This is a genomic window from Saccharicrinis fermentans DSM 9555 = JCM 21142 (genome assembly GCF_000517085.1).
GTDB classification, from domain to species: domain Bacteria; phylum Bacteroidota; class Bacteroidia; order Bacteroidales; family Marinilabiliaceae; genus Saccharicrinis; species Saccharicrinis fermentans.
On the sequence record NZ_KI912107.1, the window covers coordinates 5,229,657 to 5,249,301 of the forward strand.

Annotated in this window: 19 protein-coding genes; 15 read left to right on the forward strand and 4 right to left on the reverse strand. The window is 38.2% G+C overall.

The window, feature by feature from the left end; all coding sequences use genetic code 11:
- Positions 1-87: 87 nt before the first annotated feature.
- The gene (locus CYTFE_RS0121500) at positions 88-1,110 is read right to left on the reverse strand and encodes a glycosyltransferase (protein ID WP_152541714.1); all 1,023 of its coding nucleotides are present in this window, start codon (positions 1,108-1,110) and stop codon (positions 88-90) included.
- 1 nt (position 1,111) lies between these two features.
- Complete coding sequence (locus CYTFE_RS0121505; protein WP_027473509.1) at positions 1,112-1,894, reverse strand: radical SAM protein; 783 nt, start codon at positions 1,892-1,894, stop codon at positions 1,112-1,114.
- 189 nt (positions 1,895-2,083) lie between these two features.
- Here CYTFE_RS0121505 and CYTFE_RS0121510 point away from each other — a divergent pair, with 189 nt between their 5' ends.
- The 8 genes from CYTFE_RS0121510 (at position 2,084) to CYTFE_RS0121550 (ending at position 8,028) form a co-directional block, all read left to right on the forward strand.
- Positions 2,084-3,220, forward strand: a complete 1,137-nt coding sequence (locus tag CYTFE_RS0121510; RefSeq protein WP_027473510.1) for a DNA polymerase III subunit — start codon at positions 2,084-2,086, stop codon at positions 3,218-3,220.
- 115 nt (positions 3,221-3,335) lie between these two features.
- Entirely contained in the window at positions 3,336-4,475 is a 1,140-nt protein-coding gene (locus CYTFE_RS0121515) for a PSP1 domain-containing protein (RefSeq protein WP_027473511.1), read from the forward strand.
- A complete protein-coding gene (locus tag CYTFE_RS27610; RefSeq protein ID WP_052343353.1) occupies positions 4,462-4,941 on the forward strand; it encodes a gliding motility lipoprotein GldH in 480 nt (159 codons plus the stop codon). The genes CYTFE_RS0121515 and CYTFE_RS27610 overlap by 14 nt, the downstream gene beginning before the upstream one ends.
- Before the next feature lie 85 nt (positions 4,942-5,026).
- A complete protein-coding gene (gene trmB, locus CYTFE_RS27615) occupies positions 5,027-5,794 on the forward strand; it encodes a tRNA (guanosine(46)-N7)-methyltransferase TrmB (protein WP_044212473.1) in 768 nt (255 codons plus the stop codon).
- A gap of 2 nt (positions 5,795-5,796) precedes the next feature.
- A complete protein-coding gene (locus CYTFE_RS0121530) occupies positions 5,797-6,132 on the forward strand; it encodes an MGMT family protein (protein WP_200871282.1) in 336 nt (111 codons plus the stop codon).
- A 158-nt stretch (positions 6,133-6,290) separates the two neighbouring features.
- Positions 6,291-7,400 (forward strand): Mrp/NBP35 family ATP-binding protein, encoded by a 1,110-nt coding sequence (locus CYTFE_RS0121535; RefSeq protein WP_027473513.1) that lies wholly within the window; start codon positions 6,291-6,293, stop codon positions 7,398-7,400.
- A gap of 3 nt (positions 7,401-7,403) precedes the next feature.
- Positions 7,404-7,646 carry a NifU family protein gene (locus CYTFE_RS0121540; protein ID WP_027473514.1) on the forward strand — a complete coding sequence of 81 codons (243 nt, stop codon included), beginning with the start codon at positions 7,404-7,406 and terminating at the stop codon, positions 7,644-7,646.
- A gap of 145 nt (positions 7,647-7,791) precedes the next feature.
- Complete coding sequence (locus tag CYTFE_RS0121550; RefSeq protein ID WP_044212476.1) at positions 7,792-8,028, forward strand: CDGSH iron-sulfur domain-containing protein; 237 nt, start codon at positions 7,792-7,794, stop codon at positions 8,026-8,028.
- A 36-nt stretch (positions 8,029-8,064) separates the two neighbouring features.
- Here the strand turns inward: CYTFE_RS0121550 and CYTFE_RS0121555 are convergent, their stop codons facing one another.
- Positions 8,065-9,414, reverse strand: a complete 1,350-nt coding sequence (locus CYTFE_RS0121555) for a sigma-54-dependent transcriptional regulator (protein ID WP_044212479.1) — start codon at positions 9,412-9,414, stop codon at positions 8,065-8,067.
- Positions 9,415-9,679: 265 nt separating this feature from the next.
- On the opposite strand from CYTFE_RS0121555, the gene porW reads away from it, so the two are divergent.
- The 4 genes from porW to CYTFE_RS0121575 all read left to right on the forward strand — a co-directional run bounded on the left by porW (position 9,680) and on the right by CYTFE_RS0121575 (position 16,442).
- A complete protein-coding gene (porW, locus tag CYTFE_RS0121560; protein WP_154665713.1) occupies positions 9,680-13,150 on the forward strand; it encodes a type IX secretion system periplasmic lipoprotein PorW/SprE in 3,471 nt (1,156 codons plus the stop codon).
- Positions 13,151-13,160: 10 nt separating this feature from the next.
- A complete protein-coding gene (gene porX, locus CYTFE_RS0121565; RefSeq protein WP_027473518.1) occupies positions 13,161-14,726 on the forward strand; it encodes a T9SS response regulator signal transducer PorX in 1,566 nt (521 codons plus the stop codon).
- Positions 14,727-14,770: 44 nt separating this feature from the next.
- Positions 14,771-15,196 carry a tRNA (adenosine(37)-N6)-threonylcarbamoyltransferase complex ATPase subunit type 1 TsaE gene (gene tsaE / locus CYTFE_RS0121570; RefSeq protein WP_027473519.1) on the forward strand — a complete coding sequence of 142 codons (426 nt, stop codon included), beginning with the start codon at positions 14,771-14,773 and terminating at the stop codon, positions 15,194-15,196.
- A gap of 208 nt (positions 15,197-15,404) precedes the next feature.
- Positions 15,405-16,442, forward strand: a complete 1,038-nt coding sequence (locus CYTFE_RS0121575) for an AI-2E family transporter (protein ID WP_027473520.1) — start codon at positions 15,405-15,407, stop codon at positions 16,440-16,442.
- Between the two features lie 70 nt (positions 16,443-16,512).
- On the opposite strand, the gene CYTFE_RS29100 is transcribed toward CYTFE_RS0121575, so the two are convergent.
- Positions 16,513-17,328, reverse strand: a complete 816-nt coding sequence (locus tag CYTFE_RS29100; RefSeq protein WP_154665714.1) for a CPBP family intramembrane glutamic endopeptidase — start codon at positions 17,326-17,328, stop codon at positions 16,513-16,515.
- A 204-nt stretch (positions 17,329-17,532) separates the two neighbouring features.
- Between CYTFE_RS29100 and trpS the strand changes: the two genes are divergently transcribed.
- From trpS to CYTFE_RS0121595, 3 genes are all read left to right on the forward strand, one after another.
- Entirely contained in the window at positions 17,533-18,522 is a 990-nt protein-coding gene (gene trpS / locus CYTFE_RS0121585; RefSeq protein ID WP_027473521.1) for a tryptophan--tRNA ligase, read from the forward strand.
- Between the two features lie 368 nt (positions 18,523-18,890).
- On the forward strand, positions 18,891-19,103 hold the full coding sequence (locus tag CYTFE_RS0121590; RefSeq protein ID WP_027473522.1) for a hypothetical protein: 213 nt from the start codon (positions 18,891-18,893) through the stop codon (positions 19,101-19,103).
- Between the two features lie 88 nt (positions 19,104-19,191).
- Positions 19,192-19,491, forward strand: a complete 300-nt coding sequence (locus CYTFE_RS0121595; protein WP_235208094.1) for a PadR family transcriptional regulator — start codon at positions 19,192-19,194, stop codon at positions 19,489-19,491.
- The last annotated feature ends 154 nt before the right edge of the window (positions 19,492-19,645 follow it).

Sequence of the window (19,645 nt, forward strand, 5' to 3'; positions counted from 1 at the left end):
ATGGTCAATAGTTATTTGTTATTGACAACCACCATCTGAAACGAAACAAACCATTGAAAAGTTACAACTAATGTTAAAAAATATTAGTTATTTATTGGGGGATATTCTTTGGGCAATGATGCTTAGTAGGTGTGCACTGATATCTTGTTGGGAGAGTATGCAAAATTGATGTTTTAAATGTTGGGATAAATATAGCTGCTCTGTTTGACCAGGGGTGGGAATTAGAACGGCTTTTACACGAAGACTTGTGATGTCCATGATAGAGCTGTATCCTGATCTGCAAATGCATAGAGCTGATTTAAGTATTGCGTATTTTAATTGTGGTGCCGACAGATGTGCGATGGAGTGTACATTTTTATGCTTTTTTAAAATGACTTTTTCATGGGGCTTACCTTGTACGATCATTGTGCTATACTTACTTCTGAGAAGTACTTTTCTGAGTTCTTCTTCTAGTTGTGTTCGCATGGGCTCAGGGCCAGAAAGAACAACCACAATATCGTAAACGTGTTGGGTGGCTTGCGCGCGAATATAGTTGAACCTACTCAACGGACCAATGAACCTGGCGTTGGATGCCAGTTTATACTTATGACTTAAATCGCCACTTAACGACTTGTTTTTGTCGGCATAATCAGGTATCCAGCATTCGTTGAAACGACGGATGAATCGTTGTAGGAGTAGATGAACCACAAACTCTGCAAAACCAAATGGCTTTGGAAGCTTTATCATTGGTTGGTGCGTTACTAATATGGATTTAATATGGGTGCTCCATAAACCGTATCTGTTATCAGAAATAATAACGTCTATTGTGTTAGTGTCGATTACTTTTTTTAAAATGCGGTGTTCCTTGCAGGATGTTAGCAACATTCGGATGCCAAGGTTCAGTAAATTTAAGCTTATTTTGTTTGGGGAGAAGTGAACCTCTATATCAGGAATGTGAATTGTTTTGAGTTGAGGAAATTCTGCGGAGATAAGTTGGAGGGCCTGGCCATCACCACCCAGCAGTACTTGATTTCCTTCTTGTAATAATTTGTGTACAAGAGGAATCATTCTACTGGCATGACCCAAGCCCCAGTTTAAGGGGCAAACCAAGTATGTTGTTTGGACGCTCAATTTATCCAGAGACTTGGGTTGATATTCCTAAATCCTCTGTTTGTTGGGCTATGTTTTTGAGTTCATCCAATGGTACCTTCACCAAGCCATTTGCTGCTGTATCTCTTTCTATGGTATATATCATAACGCTTTTGGGTGATACTTTTTGTATTAGTTCGAGCCATGATTTTATATCGGCATCGATGGTGTTGTCTATCTTTTTACCCTGGTATACACCTCTGACAAACATCGTTTGAATAATGGCTTGTCCTTTAAATGCCATAAGACCTTCGGTTAGTTTTTTTAGCGAAAAGTCCGGATTGGGTTGATCCAATAATTGAATGGTTGTTTCCAGACCAGAATCGAGCTTGAGTATATTGTCGTCAACTTTAAGTAAAGCCTTGAAAACGCTGTCTTTTTGTATTCGTGTAGCATTGGATAATACGGCAATTTTAGCATCCGGGAAATAGGTATTGCGTAAGGCAATTGTATCATCAATAATATGTTCAAAGTCTTTGTGTACAGTTGGTTCTCCGTTGCCGGCAAAGGTGATTACATTGGGCGCATTGTTTTCTGCTTGCATCTGTTTAAGAACAGTCTCGAGTTCTACTCTCACTTCCATCCGAGAAGGCATGCGAGTGGAGGTTGATGTATTGTTGTCTCCGTTGAACCCACATTCGCAGTAGATACAGTTAAATGTACAAATCTTTTTGTTTACAGGTAGTAGATTCACACCAAGCGATACACCTAAGCGACGGCTCTGTACCGGGCCAAATATTATTTTATCGAAAAGAAAAGTTCCCATTGTTGTTTTATTAAGATTACAAATGTACTTGAAAAAGCATAAAAATCATTGCGTTTTTGTAGTAATAGTACTGCTTGTTTCATCCCTTAAAAATATGAAGGAGGTATGCATAGTTCTTTGTGGCTTAACTTCTATTCTTTTACTGAAATTGTTATCTTTGGCAGATTGCAAAATTAACGGAGGATATTCATGTTGTTTAAACAAGTTGTAGGTCAGGAAGATATAAAATCCAGGTTGGTACGTATGGTGAAAGAAAACCATGTTAGTCATGCATTGCTTTTTACTGGACCTGAAGGAAATGGAAAGCTGGCTTTGGCCATTGCCTTTGCTCAATATCTTAATTGTTTAAATCCTGGTGAGAAAGACTCGTGTGGGGAGTGTTCTTCGTGTAAGAAATATGCCAAGTTGGTACATCCTGATTTGCATTTTGTTTTTCCGGTGATTAAAAGTAATGCAGCCAGCAACCCGGTTAGTGATACATTTATCTCGGAATGGCGTAAGTTGGTGACCCAAACACCTTATTTTAGTTTGACCACCTGGTTGCGGCAAATCCGAAAAGAGGGAGATAATAAACAAGGTGCCATTTTTACTTCGGAGAGTTCAGAAATCATTAGGAAGTTGAGTTTAAAGACATTTGAAGGGAAGCGTAAGGTCATGATTGTCTGGATGCCTGAAAAGATGAATGAATCAACGGCCAATAAATTATTGAAAGTCCTGGAAGAACCATCGAAAAATACTATATTTATCTTGGTCTCCAATAAGCCCGATGAAATGATATCCACTATCTTGTCGCGTACTCAGCAGTTGAAGATACCAGCCTTTACTCCTGAGGAAATTAAGAACCACCTAATAGAAAGATATCAGATAGCACCTGAAGAAGCCGAAGGGGCAGCCAAGGTAGCAAACGGAAACTTAATTTTTGGCGAAGAACAAGTGAAAAGAAGCGAAGAAAATGAGTTTTTTTTCGATCGTTTTATTCAGATGATGCGCCATAGCTATGCCCGTAAGGTTGGTGACCTACTAAAATGGGTGGAAGAAATGAGTCGACACCCCAGGGAGATGCAGCGTAATTTTTTAAATTACAGTATCAATATGATACGTGAAAATTATATCATGAACTTTAAACAGTCTGACATTGTTTATCTCACGCCACAACAAATGGAGTGGTCGCAAAAGTTTTCGCCGTTCATTAATGATAAAAATGCAATGACCATAGCCGAAGATTTTGCCTTGGCCGATTCGCATATAGGACAAAATGGAAATAGTAAAATTGTTCTGTTCGATTTGGGATTGCGATTAATAATATCCATTAAAGAAGGAAATTAGTGGGTGTTAGCTGTTTTTTGAGCAAAGTATGTCCGAGGTCTTATTGTTAAAGGTAATGATAAGTCCCGGATAATTTAATATATATCCAAGGTTTAGGCCTTATAAAAAGTAGATAATGGAAGAAGTACAGTCAAAGTGCAGTAGTTGTACTGACAGGTGCGGCAAACTAGAAGTGTTTGATTGGTTGGCCGATATACCTGAAAGTTGCAATGTGTCAGATATAGTGGAAATTCAGTTTAAGAATACGCGAAAAAGTTATTTTAAAAACACCAATGGTCTACGATTGGGCAAGGGTGATGTGGTGGCTGTAGAGGCCTCTCCGGGGCACGATATTGGCACCGTCTCTTGTACCGGCGAAATTGCGGTGATGCAGATGAAAAAAAATCGTTTGAATATTAAAGACTACGATTTTAAAAGGGTGTATCGACATGCCAAACCTATTGACTTTGAAAAATGGGAAGAGGCCAAAAAGCTGGAACACGAAACCATGATCGAAAGCCGACGAATATCCCTGAATCTCAATCTGAATATGAAGATTGGTGATGTGGAATATCAGGGTGATAAAACGAAGGCTATCTTTTATTATATCGCAGATGAGAGAGTTGACTTTCGTCAGCTGATTAAAGTGTTGGCAGATAGGTTTAAGGTGAGAATTGAGATGCGCCAAATTGGTGCGAGACAGGAAGCGGGACGTATTGGAGGTATTGGACCTTGTGGTCGTGAGTTGTGCTGTTCGTCATGGATTACCAATTTTGTTTCTGTTACTACGAATGCTGCTCGCTATCAGGAAATATCTCTGAATCCACAAAAGTTGGCAGGACAATGTGGTAAGTTGAAGTGCTGCCTGAATTTTGAGCTGGATGCTTATATTGATGCACAAAAGGATTTTCCGAAAACCAATATCCCTCTTGAAACACAGGATAATACGTATTATCATTTTAAAACAGATATTTTCAGAAGAATGATGACCTATTCTACCGATAGACATATACCTGCTAATCTGGTTGAAATATCTGTTGATAAAGTTAAAGAAGTAATAAGGTTAAATAGAAAAGGCAAAAAAGCAAGTGCTTTGGTCGACGAAAAAGTTGTTGCCAAACAGGAAGCGATTACCCTGGATTACCAAAATGTAGTGGGGGAAGAGAGTATATCGCGTTTTGATGACCCTAAGAAACAAGGAGGAAACCGGAATCGTAAGAAAAGAAGAAGGAAACCTACAAATAGAAATAATTCAGGAGGTAATGCTAAAAAATAAAATTTTAAGTGCTTGTGTTTTGTGTCTGAGCCTTGTGTTTGTCTCCTGTGGCCCTACTGTGGTTTACGAAGGTGTGGCAGAGGTGCCAGGGACAGGATGGCATAAGGATACTGTGGCGGTTTTTCAAAGCGAGGTGACCAAACTTCAGGAAAGCTGTCACTTGCTCCTGGAGGTGGAAAATACTGATGCATATAGCTATAATAATATTTGGTTTTTTGTGGATGCCGTATCTCCCGGAGGGCATGTGCAACGTGATACCCTAGACTGTTTGTTGGCCGATAAGGCTGGCGATTGGTACGGGAAACGTAGCCTGGGAAGTGAGGTATATAAAAGTGTGCATCCGTATAAATTGAATATTCGATTCCCCGAAAAGGGTACATATAAGTATTATGTAGTCCAGGGAATGAGAGATACTATGCTAACAGGTATTACGGGTGTGGGTATTAAAATTATTGAAGTAAATTAAAAAAAAAATGGTCCAGTGCTTGCTACTTTTTATATGATAGATTGTGGCAGGTATGGATTTTTTTTAAATAGTAGACTATAAAATAGTGGGTAAGAATAAGTTATATAAGTTTGCCAAATTGGAGACTTATCGTCATGTTTTTCAGGCTTCATTTGACGAGCCTAACAGAGAAGACTTTCATATGAAAGGTAAATGGAAGCAAGCGTTCTTTGGTAATGATCATCCATTGGTTTTGGAATTAGGTTGTGGAAAGGGAGAATATACTGTTGGGTTGGGAGAATTATACCCCGAGAAAAATTTTATTGGCATGGATATTAAAGGTGCCAGAATTTATACAGGAGCAACACAAGCCCTCCAAAAAGAAATGAATAATGTGGCCTTTATTCGTGCAAAGATAGAATTAATTACTTCTTTTTTTGCTGAAGGTGAAGTGGATGAAATTTGGATTACCTTTCCTGATCCGCAGATGAAGAAGACAAGAAAGCGCCTGACATCAACCCGCTTTCTGAATTTATATCGTGAAATATTAAAACCCAATGGGACACTGCACTTAAAAACGGATAGTAACTTTTTGTATACATATACCAATGCAGTGGTAACGGAAAATGATTTGCCCGCTCAAATTAATACGGCCGATTTGTACCATAGTGATGTGGTTGATAAAGTCTTGTCCATTAAAACATATTACGAATCTCAGTTTTACGAACAAGGTATTCCTATCAAATATATTAAATTTTCCATCCCACAAAAGATGAAATTGGTGGAGCCGGAAATTGATATTGAGTTCGACGAATACCGTAGTTATAATAGGGGGGCAAAGATGCCGGAAGAAACCAAAGTGCAAAAAAAATAAAAATGCAAGACGACTTTTTTCAACGGGTTTATGAAGTCGTAGAGCGAATTCCCTGGGGTAAGGTTACCTCTTACGGAGCCATCGCCAGATATTTGGGCACTGCACGATCCAGTAGGATGGTAGGATGGGCACTCAGTAATTTAAGGCACTCAGAAGGCTATATACCGGCTCATAGGGTGTTAAATAGAAATGGACAGCTCTCGGGAAAAGCAGCCTTCGGGAGTGATACCTTGATGCAGGAATTACTTGAGAATGAAGGAATGGTGGTCGTTAACGATCAAGTGGTGGATTTTAAGGGTCATTTCTGGGATCCTGTTGAACTGGATAAGGAAATGTAATTTTCTTATGGGCATATGCGCATATTAAAAGTATGTGTGTATATTTGTACTTATTCTTAATCAAATTAAATAAGGATAATACAGACACTATAAACAATGCATTATAGTCTGCCAAAGGTATTTTTCCTTATTCAATGATATACTAAAATATTTTTAAAATGAGTTTTTATCCTCAGCTCGTACTAGATGCGCTTAAGCATGTTCGTCATCCCGGAAAGGGAAAAGATATTGTTTCGTTAGAAATGGTAGAAGACGATATAAAGATTGATGGCAAAAAAATTAGTTTCAGTTTGCTCTTTGATAGAGCCAATGACCCAATGATTCCTTCGTTGAAGAAGGCTTGTGTTCAGGCCATTGAGACCTATGTTGGTGAGGATGCTGAAATTCGGGGTAATATCTATATTAAGATTAAACCGAAGCCCAAGGCCGAACCAGTAAAATTGCTGGCCGATGTAAAAAATATTATTGCAGTAGCTTCCGGTAAGGGTGGAGTAGGTAAGTCTACCGTAACATCTAACCTGGCAGTGGCATTGGCTAAGGCCGGTTATACGGTGGGTTTGTTGGATGCAGATATCTTTGGTCCATCTATTCCTAAAATGTTTAAAACGGAAGACGCCCGTCCTTTGTTGGATAAAATAGATGGTAGAGATCGTATTATCCCTGTTGAGAAGTATGGAGTGAAGATGCTTTCAATTGGATATTTCGTAAACCCTAAGGATGCTACTATCTGGAGAGGAGCGATGGCTACCAATGCCATTAAACAGTTGATTACAGAAGGGAATTGGGGTGCGCTGGATTATTTATTGATCGATTTACCTCCTGGAACAAGCGATATACATCTTACTATGGTTCAAACGCTCTCCATCAGCGGAGCTGTCATTGTGACTACACCCCAAGATGTAGCCCTGGCTGATGCTGTAAAAGGAGTGAGTATGTTCAAAAGTAAAAATATTAATGTCCCAATTCTTGGTTTGGTGGAGAATATGGCTTGGTTTACACCTGCGGAATTGCCTGATCATAAATATTTCATTTTTGGTAAAGATGGAGGTAAGCGTTTGGCAGATGAACTGGAAGTGCCCCTGTTGGGACAGATTCCTATTGTTCAGAGTATTCGTGAAGGTGGCGACCAAGGGGAGCCTGCTGTACTAAACGAAGAAACTGCTACCGGTGTTGCTTTTGCTCAGGTTGCTCAAAAAGTTGTGGATGCAATAGAGAAGAGAAATAACGACCTGCCGCCTACTAAGATTGTTGAAATTAAAACGCGCTAAGTCATGGAAAAAAACAAGCACTTTAAAGTTATTGAAGAAGCACTGGAGGAGATTAGACCTTATTTGAAGGCGGATGGAGGAGATATTTCTTTGTTAGAGGTGTCGGATGATCTAGTGGTGAAAGTGAAATTGTTGGGGGCTTGTGTGGGCTGCCCAATGAGTTATCAGACGATGAAAAACGGCGTGGAACAAGTGGTGAAAAAAGCTGTTCCTGAAGTGAAGGAGGTATTGGCTATTCTTGAATAGAACCTGAAATAAATAGCGTTTATCATATAAAGCCAACATTTATTGTTGGCTTTTATTATGCCCTCTTTTTTTGTATTGCTTTTCATTTTTGATAAACTTATTGTAACTTGTATGTTCAAAATATTTATTACATAACATATATCTCATGGAAGCTAAAATTGCTCAAAAAGGTCCCTACGAAGTAGATCTGAAAGAAGGCGTAGCTGTATACTGGTGTGCTTGTGGTAAGAGTGGAAAGCAACCATTCTGCGACAGTTCTCATCAGGGAAGTGAATTTACCCCCATGGAGTTTATTCCTGAAAAGTCGGGTGTCCATTTCTTGTGTGGATGCAAGAGATCCCACACAAAACCCATGTGTGATGGAACACATCTTAAATTATAACACAAGAAAATAACATGCTCGATTCCAAAAAAGAGGCTATTTTAAGTCGCTCTCTTTTTCTCGTTTTATCATATTATAGATGGTAGACTTGCCAATGTCTAGTTTCTTGGCAACCTTAAGTACGTTGTTGTTATATTGACGAAGGTAATGTCTGATGATTCTTTCGGTATATTCTTTTAGTGTCATTTCTTCTGACAAAATATCCAATTCTGTGTTGTTGGAATTTAAAAGAATATTTTCTTCGTCTATTTGCTGACTGCCAGCCATAACTGCACTTAATTCAATAATGGCCTTTAGTTCACGTACGTTTCCAGGGAAAGCGTAGCCCAGTAGTTTCTTTTTGGCTCTAGAGGTAAAAGCCATAGGCTCCAGGTTATTGTCTTCGCAAAAACTATTTAAGAAAAATTGGCTTAGGGTGATAATGTCATTTTGCCTGTCTTTTAAGGGTGGAAGATGAATAGGTAAGCCCAATAGGCGATAATATAGGTCTTCTCTGAAATTCCCCAGCTTAACCTCTTCCATTAAATCTTTATTGGTAGCAGTAATAATGCGTGTGTTTACCTTAATTACTTCGTTGCCTCCTACACGTGTAATCTCTCTTTCTTGTAATACCCGTAGTAGCTTTACCTGTAGATTGATGTCCATTTCACCTATCTCATCTAAAAAAATGGTGCCGCCTTCTGCTTCTTCAAATTTTCCTTTTTTGGTGAGAATGGCTCCTGTAAAGGCTCCCTTTTCATGCCCAAAGAGTTCGCTCTCAATTAAGTCGCTGGGAATGGCACCCATGTTAACCGCAATAAAGGGTTTTGCTTTTCGTATGGAGTTGTAGTGGATTGTTTTAGCAATGAGTTCCTTGCCTGTTCCCGTGTCGCCGTATATGGATACATTGATATTGGGTACTTTTACTGCTTTTGAAAGCAAAGCAAATACTTCTTTCATGGCCGGACTGTCGCCAATAATGGCATTGCCAAAATTATATTTATGGGCTATCTCACTTTTTAGGTGAGAAATTTCTTCAAGAAGCTTTTTCTTACTGCGGATATTGTTGACACTGTTGAGTAGACGATCTTTTATGTTTTCGTCCTTGGTGATGTAGTCGTAGGCCCCTTCTCTCAATAGGTTGACCGCTGTGGTTATGCTATCCTGGCCTGAGATGATAATTACTTCAATATCAGGATTGTATTTTTTTATTTTTTTTAGAATCTCATCTCCCGTGTAGTCCGGTAGTCCCAAGTCAAGTGTGACAATATCGGGGTTGTCAGGCAGGTGTTTGAAAAATGATTCCCCATCAAAAAAAGTACCTATCTCAAAATCCGGATTCAGAGATAAGGAGTGTTCAATTAATTTATTAAAGACCCGGTCGTCTTCAACTACATGAATTTTCATTAATAGCTGACTTTTTATGATAATTCAAATATATTTGTTCATAAATTAGGAACTATCACTTTGGTTTAGAATTTAAGTACGTAAAAATACGCTACAATATATAAAATTGTTTTGGCAAAGATGGTTAATTAGAAATTAGATATAATAATTTTGAGCAAACGTAGTTTTAATTGTGATGGATAATTACTTGTAAAAAAGGTGCTTCCAGAGGTTTGTTGCCATGACTGCCTATTGCAATTTGACGATTGATAATTTATTAGAATAAATGAGATTTAAAAGAATATATTTCCTGTTAATAATGACTGTTTTAGGGGCTTGCTCCACCCAAAAAAATACAGGTGTCAGAAGGGCTTACCATAACATGACTGCACATTACAATGTGTACTTTAACGGATACGAAAGTTTTAAGGAGGGGCTTAAAGCGATTGAAGAAAATAATGAGGATGATTATACGCAAGTGCTTACAGTATTTCCTGATTCAAAAAAAGGCAGCGAGTCTGTGGCGCAGAGTCAGATGGATAGGGCCATTGAAAAGGGAACCAAGTTAATTAAAGTGCATTCTATTCGGAAAAAGCCTGAAAATAAGCGTGAAGAGCAGTCTGTAAAATATAAAAAATTCTTGAGCCAGAATGAGTTTAATAAGTGGGTGGATAATGCCTATCTATTGATCGGTAAATCTCATTTTTATAAGCATGATTACTATATGGCACAGCAAAGTTTTGCATATATGTTCCGCGAATTTCAAGAAGGACCGGAATGGTATGAGGCTGAAATATGGAATGCCCGGGCGGCCATTGAGTTAGGGGATTTTGCTCAGGCGAAAATTTTGCTAGAAAATTATAATATGGAGGGAAAGGCTCCTTCACGGCTGTATGGACTTTATGCAGCTACTTATGCCGATTATTATATGCGCCAGGCCAGATATGCCGAAGCCATTCCATTTATGAGAGAGGCGGTAGATGGGGCTTGGTCGAAGTATTACCGACGAAGATTTAACTTTATTTTGGCACAGCTGTATCAATCACAGGAACAGTATGCTGAGGCAAGCAAGGCCTATGAAGCGGTTATTAAATCTAACCCTCCGTATGAGATGGCCTTTAATGCCAAGGTAAATCGCGCTGGGGTGCTCTTTGAAGAAGGTGGATTGGAAGCCGTTAAAAAGGAAATTAAGCGTCTTTTGAGAGACAAACGGAATTCCGATTATGAGGACCAGATTTATTACTCTCTTGCAATGGCATACAAAGCGGAGGAGCAAGAGGACCAGGCCATGGAAAATTTTTTACTAGCCATAGAGAAAAGTATCGATAATAATTACCAAAAGGGAATGTCCTTTTTTGAATTGTCGGAAATATATTATGACAGGCCGGAATATAAACCTGCCTATTATTATTTAGATACCGCAATTGTTAATCTCAATGAAAGTTTTCCTGGTTTTCAGGTGATTCAGGCAAGGCATAAGAGTCTGAAAGGCTTGGTGTCGAATCTGGATGTTGTTGAACGTGAGGATAGTCTTTTGCGCGTTGCTGCCATGTCTGAACAGGAACGTGAGGCTTTGATTGCCGATATTATTGAGCAAGAGAAGATGAGGCTGGATGCCTTAAAGAAAAAGAAGGAAGGAGAGGCAAATGGCGATGTCTTTTGGGATCCAATAGTGAGTCAGTCTTCTGTTAGTTCCCAATCGCAAGGTGGTAAATGGTATTTTTACAACCAAACGTCGGTAGGTATGGGTAAATTGGAGTTTGAAAAGATATGGGGAAGACGAAAGCTTGAGGATAATTGGCGTAGGGCCAATAAGCAGGCCGTAATGGATGAGCCGGAGGATGTGGAAAATCCTGAAGATATGTTTGGTGAGCTGGGAGAGCTGCCAGTGGATAATGCAGGAGATAGTATAGGTGCACTGCCGGGACAGAACAAAGAAGAGTTAAGTAAGCCGTTGGGTAAGGATGCTTACTTGAAGGATATACCACTGACCCCAGCACAAAAAGAAGCTTCCAATAAACGAATTCAGGGCGCCTTGATGAACCAAGGACTGATCTATAAAGATGAACTGGAGAATATCCCTTATGCCATAGATGCCTTTTTAGAATATGCCAAGCGATATCCCCAAGGTGATTTTATAGAAGATGTATATATGAACCTGTACTTGTGTTACGAAATGCAGCGGGATACACCGAGGATGGCAGAGATAAAAACAACGATAATAAATAGGTTCCCGGATGGTGAGTTTACAGCCTATCTGAATGATCCGGGATACTTTGAGAAGAGAGAGGTCAGAAAAAGAAGAATGGAAACGCTTTATCAGGAAAGTTATGCCAGTTATCTCTTTGGTGATTTTAGTGTTCCTGTTGCTCATCTGGCCGAGGCGAAAGGTATTGATGCTGAAAATGTGCTGTTGTCTAAGTTTAAATTGTTGGCTGCACTTTCCTATGCAAAATCAGGAAGTACGGATCTTTTTGTGAATGAGCTTAGTGAGATTATTCAGGATTACCAGGGTAGTGAAGAACAAACCATGGCCAGTGCTATACTGGCTTTGTATGAGGAGGGAAGAATGCCTGTTAAGGGTGCTACTGCGTCTAACCTAGTGTCTAAACGTAATGAGGAGTTTGTCAAGGAGCAAAAAGAAATAGGCAATGCTGGTATAGATCATCAAGTGGCGACTTCTTATACTATTGATCATAAGGCGAGTCATAGTCTAGTGCTATTGGTCAATCCTGAAGCGGATATGAATAGACTGAAATTTAATATTGCAGATTATAACTTTTCTAAATTTTTATTGAATGACTATGAAATGGGGAAAAGCCAATTGCCTGATGCAACACCGGTTTTCACTGTTTCTGGATTTCTTAACCGCTTAGAAGCGCTGGATTATTTTTATTCATTACGTGAACGATCTGAGATATTTGAAGTTGATGGCTTGAGGTATAAGAAGATGTATGTTATGCATGGTAAGAATATGGAGTATCTGCTTTCGTCGGGAGATGTAGAAGGTTATGATCAGTTTTTTGCAGAGAATTATTTGTCTGCTGAAGCATTTAAAAATTTAGCGGATGAGCGTAATCGGGTTGAAAGGGAAGCATGGAATGTTAATAGCCAGGAAAAGCAACAGAAGAATATAGCTGGAACAGGAGAATCATTGGTGAGTGAAGGTAAGGCTCCGGAATCGCAAAAGGAAACTATTTTGCGTACCAAAGAGGATCGTAAGCTGGTTGAAAAAGAGATAGAGGTTTCGGAGCGTATCCGTAGTGAAGGTGAGTCTGAAGTGCAGGAAAAGACTGAGCGCGAAGTTGGTAGGCAGGAGACAGAGGAGCCTGACATAATAGAGGAGCCAGTTCAGGAGACCGACATAAAGACGCAGCCCATCATTGAAAAAACAAGTTCACCCTTTAAATATGAAGAAGGAGCTCATCATGCAATGATTTTATTTAAAAAAGGTTATATTAATACGGAGCGAATGGGAACTGTGTTTAAAAACTATACCAAAAGTAACTATGGTACAAAATATGAAGTGGAGCACAATAAAATGGGAGCCGATTATTACTATATCATTGTTAAAGGCTTTGCCAATGCCAGTGAAGCAAAAACATATTTAAATAAAGTAAAGCTGAACAGTTTTTTAATGCGCGAAATATCCCGTACCGAAAATTATTTATGGGCCATTAGTGATAATAATTTCTCAAGACTGAGCAGTGCGGAATCATTTGCTTTGTATCAACAGTTCTATAAATCGGAATACTAAAATAATGACTATGGCGAATGCAATAAAGGTAAATATATTATGGGTAGATGATGAAATTGATTTATTGAAAGCGCATATACTTTATTTGCAAGAAAAGGGCTTTGTTGTGAAAACTGCTACCAATGGTCAGGATGCTTTGGTATTGGTAGAAGAAGCGTATTTCGATTTGATTTTTTTGGATGAGAATATGCCCGGGTTGAGTGGCTTGGAGGTGTTGAGTAAACTCAAGAATATGATGCCTGAGGTCCCCATTGTGATGATCACCAAGAGTGAGGAGGAGGATATCATGGATCAGGCTATAGGAAGCAAGATTTCGGATTATCTTATTAAACCGGTTCATCCAAAGCAAATTTTGCTGGCTATAAAAAAACATGTGCATCAGCGCAGACTGGTAGCGGAGAAGACGACGAGTACTTATCAAACGGAGTTCGGAAAGATTGGATTGAAGATAAATGATTCTTATAGCTTTGATGACTGGGTTGAGATATATAAACAATTGGTTTATTGGGAAATTGAACTGGAAGATACCAAAGGTGAGATGGATGAGGTGTTGAAAATGCAGAAGACTGAAGCCAATCATGCTTTTGTTAAGTTTATAAAACGCAACTATGTCAATTGGATCCAAGGGGACGATGATGAATTTCCACTAATGTCGCACCACTTTATGAAAAAAATTACCTTACCCTTGCTGGATAAAGGAGAGAAAGTGGTGATGCTGGTGATCGATAATTTTAGATTTGATCAATGGTTAATGCTCAAACAGGAGGTGCTGAATGGTTTTCGCTTGGAGGAAGAGGAAATCTATAGTAGTATTTTGCCTACTGCTACGCATTATGCTCGTAATAGCTTGTTTGCAGGACTAATGCCAGCACAAATAAAAAAAATGTATGGGCAGTATTGGATTGATGAGCATGAGGAGGGGAGTAAAAATCAGTTTGAAGAACAGTTGATAGGTACTTTCTTTGAGCGTTTTCGTAAACAGTATCGTTATTCGTATCTAAAGGTGAGTAATATTGATACAGGGAAGCAATTAATTGATAATTATGCCAATTTATTAAATGATGATTTGGCAGTGGTGGTGTTTAACTTTGTGGATATGCTATCACATGCACGTACAGAGAGTAAGATGATAAAGGAACTGGCCTATGATGAGTCGGCCTATCGTTCGCTCAGTCGATCGTGGTTTCTTCATTCGGTGATGAAAGAGCTACTGGATAAGTTGGAGCATGAAGATGTGAAGGTGATTATTACTACAGATCATGGCACTATTCGGGTGAAAAATCCCATTAAAGTAGTAGGAGACCGTACTACAACAACCAACTTGCGCTATAAACAAGGGAAAAATCTGAATTATAAAGCCAAGGAAGTATTTGAGCTTGTTAAACCAGAAGAAGTTCAATTACCCAAGGTAAATGTGTCAACAAGTTATATATTTGCAACCAATGAGGATTTTTTTGCTTATCCGAATAATTATAACCATTATGTGAGTTACTATAAGGATACTTTCCAGCATGGGGGAGTGTCTATGGAAGAAATGTTGATTCCATATGTGGTATTGTCACCAAAGAATCATTGAGTGATACTGGTCGCTCAAATAAAACAAATAGCAATTTTTAATTGATGAGTAAATTTTTAATTTCTTCACTAGATAGGATAAATGTTGTTGCAGAGGCTTTTTTGCAAGCGTATGCAGAGCCGGCAGTTTTTTGCTTTTATGGCAGCATGGGAGCTGGCAAAACAACTTTTATTCAAGCATTGTGTAAGCAGTTACAAGTGGTTGATGTGGTTAATAGTCCTTCTTTTTCCATTGTTAACGAGTATAATACAGTGGGTGATGATGTCATCTATCATTTTGATTTTTATCGTTTAAAAGAGGAAGAGGAAGCTTTTGATTTAGGCTATGAGGATTATTTCTACTCATCGCATTATTGCTTTGTGGAATGGCCCGAGAAAATAGCATCCTTGCTTCCCGAAAATAGATACGATGTGACCATCAGCGTTCTGGATGATGGGTCAAGAGAAATCAAAGTGAGTGCTTCGCAGTGAATTACTCTGAAATTTTATGCAAAATATGAATAGCTTATTGGCCCTAAGCAAATGATGCGCATTGGGTATGCCTATTTTTTCTTTTATTTTTTCAAAAAACGATTTTTATTGTCATTATATGAAACGAGCCATGAGAGTGATCTCTCACACAGGTGAATGATTATCACGGCGAGTTCCATATGACTATTAAGAAACAAATTATAAACATATGAAAGACCTAAAAACTACCAATACATTTTTATTGCTGATTGTTATTCCGCTTATGTTTTACCTGCTGAAGACACTCTCTTTTATCTTTGTGCCTTTGGTTTCTGCTATGTTTATTGCTCTGTTGCTATTGCCTTTGATGCGCTGGTTTGATAAAAAAAATGTGCCCAAATGGTTGAGCGTCTTTTTTGTTGTGTTACTACTGATCGCTGCATTTAAGTTTGCGGGTGAACTCATTAAATTGACCAGCAACGAAATTATGGCGGCTGATAACTTGTTTTTTGAAAAAGCAGAAACAAAATTGATCGACTTGGTTGTGATGATTGAAAATTTCTTTGGCGTTAATCGTATTAAAGGAGATAATGTTTTGCTGCATTACTTTAAAGGTGGTAACGTGATGGATAGTATTGGATTTTCGCTTGACTTTATTAGTAATCTACTGTCGGGTACCTTGATGACCGCCTTTTTTGTGGTATTGTTGCTTTCGGGTTCTGTTAATTTTGAGAAATTACTGAATAGTACCTTGATTAAAGTTCGTCATTCTTCCGTTAAAATATTCCGAAAGATTGAAAAGGATATTATTAAGTTCGTGATTGTTAAGTTTGCCATAAGTTTGCTAACTGGTGTTGGTTTTGGTCTGGCTTGTCTGGCTTTTGATGTTAGTTTTCCCATATTTTGGGGACTCTTTGCCTTTGTGATTAATTTTGTTCAAATGATTGGTTCTGTTATTTCAGTGGTATTGCTCTCCTTATTCGCTTTTGTTGAAATAGAACCCATGAGTACCCTTCTGTTTTTTGTGCTTGCGATAACTGCAGTCCAGGTATTGATGGGAGGGGTGTTGGAACCTGTTTTTATGGGCAAAACCTTTTCTGTGAATGTAATTACTATATTGGTTATGTTGATGTTTTGGGGATATATCTGGGGTATCCCCGGCCTTATATTGTCTATTCCTATTACCGTTTTTATTAAAATAATCCTGGATCAGTATCCTAGGTATCGGGTCATTACTGAATTAATGTCGGGTGGAAAGTCCTCATGAGGACCAGGGTAATGTTTGTTTTTGATGGACTGTGTTGAATTTTATGGATGAATGAGGATGTCAACCTTGCCTATTGGCTAATGCTTGTTTTATTTATTGTGTCTTGTTTGAATTTTCGAATCAATAACCATAGGCATAGTAAAAAGATGATGGAGAAGCCTGTGATAATCATGATGGCATTGTATAATCCTCCGCTTGATTCAACAAAGGTATTTTCAAGTACTTCTTCCATGTTGGTGAATTGCATACTTAAAAAAGCCAGTAAGTTGTTGGTGAAGTGCATAATAATGCACAGTGATAGATTTCTTGTTTTGTAATAAACCCATCCCATAAATAACCCGATGCCAAAAGCTGTGATGAATTGCCAGGGATTTAGATGAACGATGCCGAAAATCAGACTGGAAATAAAAATCGATTTGTTAGGAGAGTATCTCTTTAATAATCCGTCCAGCATGACTCCTCTGAAGATGAGTTCTTCAAAAATGGGAGCCGCGATTACAAAGCTTGCAAAAGAAAAAAAGCCCTTCATTTCTCCAAGTTCGAGCACGATTAGTTTGAAAAAATCTGGCATCGGAACCAGACTCGTCAGGGGGGATAGAATACCCAACTGTAAGCATAGAGTAGCTATAGAGACTAATATTATGCTTGTGGGATTACTTAAATTAATATTATAGTTCGACTGTGATATTGTTTTTTTTCTGATAAAGTGGGCAAAGGAAAATGTGGCACCCATGGTTGAAAGGTAATAAATGAAAAAAGTGATTTCTTTTCCAATAACTTTATTTAGAGTCATTTGTAATGGGGATAGAAAAAGCATACAAATAATTGCTACACCCATAATACCCCAGCTTTGTGCAATGTTCGGATAGGTTTTATTCTGTTGCATTGGAATAAATTTGGTTTGTTGTGCTAAAGTAGTAAATATTATTGTTAAAAACAATTGGAGGCTCAGGGGCTTTGTGGTGTGGATCTTGTTTAGCTGAAATCCTATTTTGTATATAAATAATTTGATGGATCGCTCATGTTTTAAGAAAAAAATGCGAATTTTGTCGGTCAAATATTTATAAAGAACTAATAAAAGCCATATAATATGCAAACGGTAGTCAGCGGTATACGCCCAACAGGAAACTTACATTTAGGAAATTACTTTGGAGCAGTTAAGAATTTTTTGAGAATGCAGGAGGAGTATAATTGTTATTTTTTTATTGCGGATTACCATTCCTTAACAACTCATCCCACTCCCAGTGATTTACATGTGAACGTAAAGCAAGTATTGGCTGAGTATTTGGCTTGTGGCCTGGATCCTGAAAAAGCTACCATCTATATCCAAAGTGATGTACCCGCGATTGCAGAGATGAGTCTGTTGATGAGTATGAACGCTTATTTGGGAGAATTGGAACGTACCACATCGTTTAAGGATAAGGCGCGTAAACAACCTGAAAATGTTAATGCAGGTTTATTGACCTATCCGGTACTAATGGCCTGTGATATTTTAATTCACCATGCCGACAAGGTTCCCGTGGGCAAAGATCAGGAACAAAACTTGGAGATGACACGCAAATTTGCCGGCCGTTTTAATCATCTGTATAAACAGGAATATTTTAAAATTCCACAGTCTTTTAATTATGGAGAAGCTTTGGTAAAGATTCCCGGACTGGATGGGAGTGGTAAAATGGGAAAATCTGAAGGTAATGGAATTTATCTGGTGGATGATCCAAAAACTTTACAGAAGAAAGTAATGAAGGCTGTTACTGATAGTGGTCCAACGGAGCCCAATGCGCCACTTACTGAGCCTATTCAAAATTTGTTTACCTTAATGGAGGTTGTTTCTACTCCCGACACACTTCAGTTTTTTAAAGATAAGTATGCGAGTTGTGAAATTCGTTATGGTGATCTGAAAAAACAATTGGCTGAGGATATCATCAAGTTTAATACACCCATTAGAGAAAAAATAGAAGACATTAAAAACAATGATGTTTATCTAAATAAGGTTGTAACCATGGGGAGGGAGAAAGCACAAGCAAATGCTGAAAAAACGGTAAAAGAGATTCGTGAAATCATAGGTATTAAAAGATTTTAGTCTATTTAAAAATATAAGCAAAGCTGTCAAAAGGTAGTTTCATACCGTAGGTAGTAGCACAATAGAAAAAAGCCTGTTCCATTTTTGGAACAGGCTTTTTGGGTTTTTGGGACAAGAGTAATTTTTTTATACGTTTTAATGCATTGATAAACAGCGATTAGTGTTGTTTGGGGAGAAATATTTTAAAAAAATATAGTAGTATGTATTGCATAGTACCAAGTAAAAACCATATATTTGCAATACCATATTCAAGGTATAGGCAGGTATTTTATAAATAGTCATATAAAACATGTCATGAGAATTATTACACACAGGATGATTAATGTTGGCGAGTTTCATATGACCATTAAGAAACAAATTATAAACATATGAAAGCAATAGAAAAAAAAGTAGCGATTATTTTTACGGCAACCTTGTTATTGTCGTTGTTGGTGGTTCGGTTGTTACCTGAAGGAGATTGTTTTGATGGTTTTAGTGATTGGGAGATGAATACACATTCTATTTCGATGGATGAATGTTTTGATATGGATGGAGTGTCTTTGGGCTTTACCATCGGCAGAGAAATTACAATGAACTTATAAGAAGTTGGATCAAATGTTGAGTAGTTTTTAGCTTACTCAATACGATACAGGAGGACAAGATATGAAGGTGGAAAATACAAAAGCACAAATGAGAAAGGGAATACTGGAGTACTGTATACTCTCCATACTTTCTCGCAGTGATAAATATGCATCCGATATTATCAATGAGCTGAAAGAGGCTAAGATGATAGTAGTGGAAGGTACATTATATCCGTTGTTGACCCGGCTGAAAAATGCAGAACTGTTGACCTATCGTTGGGAAGAATCAACGCAAGGTCCACCACGAAAGTATTATGAGTTGACCGATAAAGGAAGTGATTTTTTAGGTGAATTGGATCAGTCGTGGAAAGAACTGGTGGATGCAGTACGGGTGATTAATAATAATTAGATAACCTGGAATGGGAATAACAGGCAACTGCCTAGCTGATAAACCGCATGTTGTTTGTTTGGGTGATCGGTGTTTCTGCAATATGAGAATCGTATGAAACGAGACATGGGAGTTATTTCGCACACAGGAGGATGATTTATTCTGGTGAGTTCCA

What these genes read in the sequence shown, in the direction of transcription:
- CYTFE_RS0121555 (WP_044212479.1), bottom strand. Translation starts at nt 9,414, where the DNA reads ATGAAAATTCATGTAGTTGAAGACGACCGGGTCTTTAATAAATTAATT.
- CYTFE_RS0121590 (WP_027473522.1), top strand. Translation starts at nt 18,891, where the DNA reads ATGAAAGCAATAGAAAAAAAAGTAGCGATTATTTTTACGGCAACCTTG.
- CYTFE_RS29100 (WP_154665714.1), bottom strand. Translation starts at nt 17,328, where the DNA reads ATGCAACAGAATAAAACCTATCCGAACATTGCACAAAGCTGGGGTATT.
- CYTFE_RS0121550 (WP_044212476.1), top strand. Translation starts at nt 7,792, where the DNA reads ATGGAAGCTAAAATTGCTCAAAAAGGTCCCTACGAAGTAGATCTGAAA.
- CYTFE_RS0121540 (WP_027473514.1), top strand. Translation starts at nt 7,404, where the DNA reads ATGGAAAAAAACAAGCACTTTAAAGTTATTGAAGAAGCACTGGAGGAG.
- CYTFE_RS0121595 (WP_235208094.1), top strand. Translation starts at nt 19,192, where the DNA reads ATGAGAAAGGGAATACTGGAGTACTGTATACTCTCCATACTTTCTCGC.
- trpS (WP_027473521.1), top strand. Translation starts at nt 17,533, where the DNA reads ATGCAAACGGTAGTCAGCGGTATACGCCCAACAGGAAACTTACATTTA.
- CYTFE_RS0121530 (WP_200871282.1), top strand. Translation starts at nt 5,797, where the DNA reads ATGCAAGACGACTTTTTTCAACGGGTTTATGAAGTCGTAGAGCGAATT.
- CYTFE_RS27610 (WP_052343353.1), top strand. Translation starts at nt 4,462, where the DNA reads ATGCTAAAAAATAAAATTTTAAGTGCTTGTGTTTTGTGTCTGAGCCTT.
- tsaE (WP_027473519.1), top strand. Translation starts at nt 14,771, where the DNA reads ATGAGTAAATTTTTAATTTCTTCACTAGATAGGATAAATGTTGTTGCA.
- CYTFE_RS0121510 (WP_027473510.1), top strand. Translation starts at nt 2,084, where the DNA reads ATGTTGTTTAAACAAGTTGTAGGTCAGGAAGATATAAAATCCAGGTTG.
- CYTFE_RS0121505 (WP_027473509.1), bottom strand. Translation starts at nt 1,894, where the DNA reads ATGGGAACTTTTCTTTTCGATAAAATAATATTTGGCCCGGTACAGAGC.
- CYTFE_RS0121535 (WP_027473513.1), top strand. Translation starts at nt 6,291, where the DNA reads ATGAGTTTTTATCCTCAGCTCGTACTAGATGCGCTTAAGCATGTTCGT.
- porX (WP_027473518.1), top strand. Translation starts at nt 13,161, where the DNA reads ATGGCGAATGCAATAAAGGTAAATATATTATGGGTAGATGATGAAATT.
- porW (WP_154665713.1), top strand. Translation starts at nt 9,680, where the DNA reads ATGAGATTTAAAAGAATATATTTCCTGTTAATAATGACTGTTTTAGGG.
- CYTFE_RS0121515 (WP_027473511.1), top strand. Translation starts at nt 3,336, where the DNA reads ATGGAAGAAGTACAGTCAAAGTGCAGTAGTTGTACTGACAGGTGCGGC.
- CYTFE_RS0121575 (WP_027473520.1), top strand. Translation starts at nt 15,405, where the DNA reads ATGAAAGACCTAAAAACTACCAATACATTTTTATTGCTGATTGTTATT.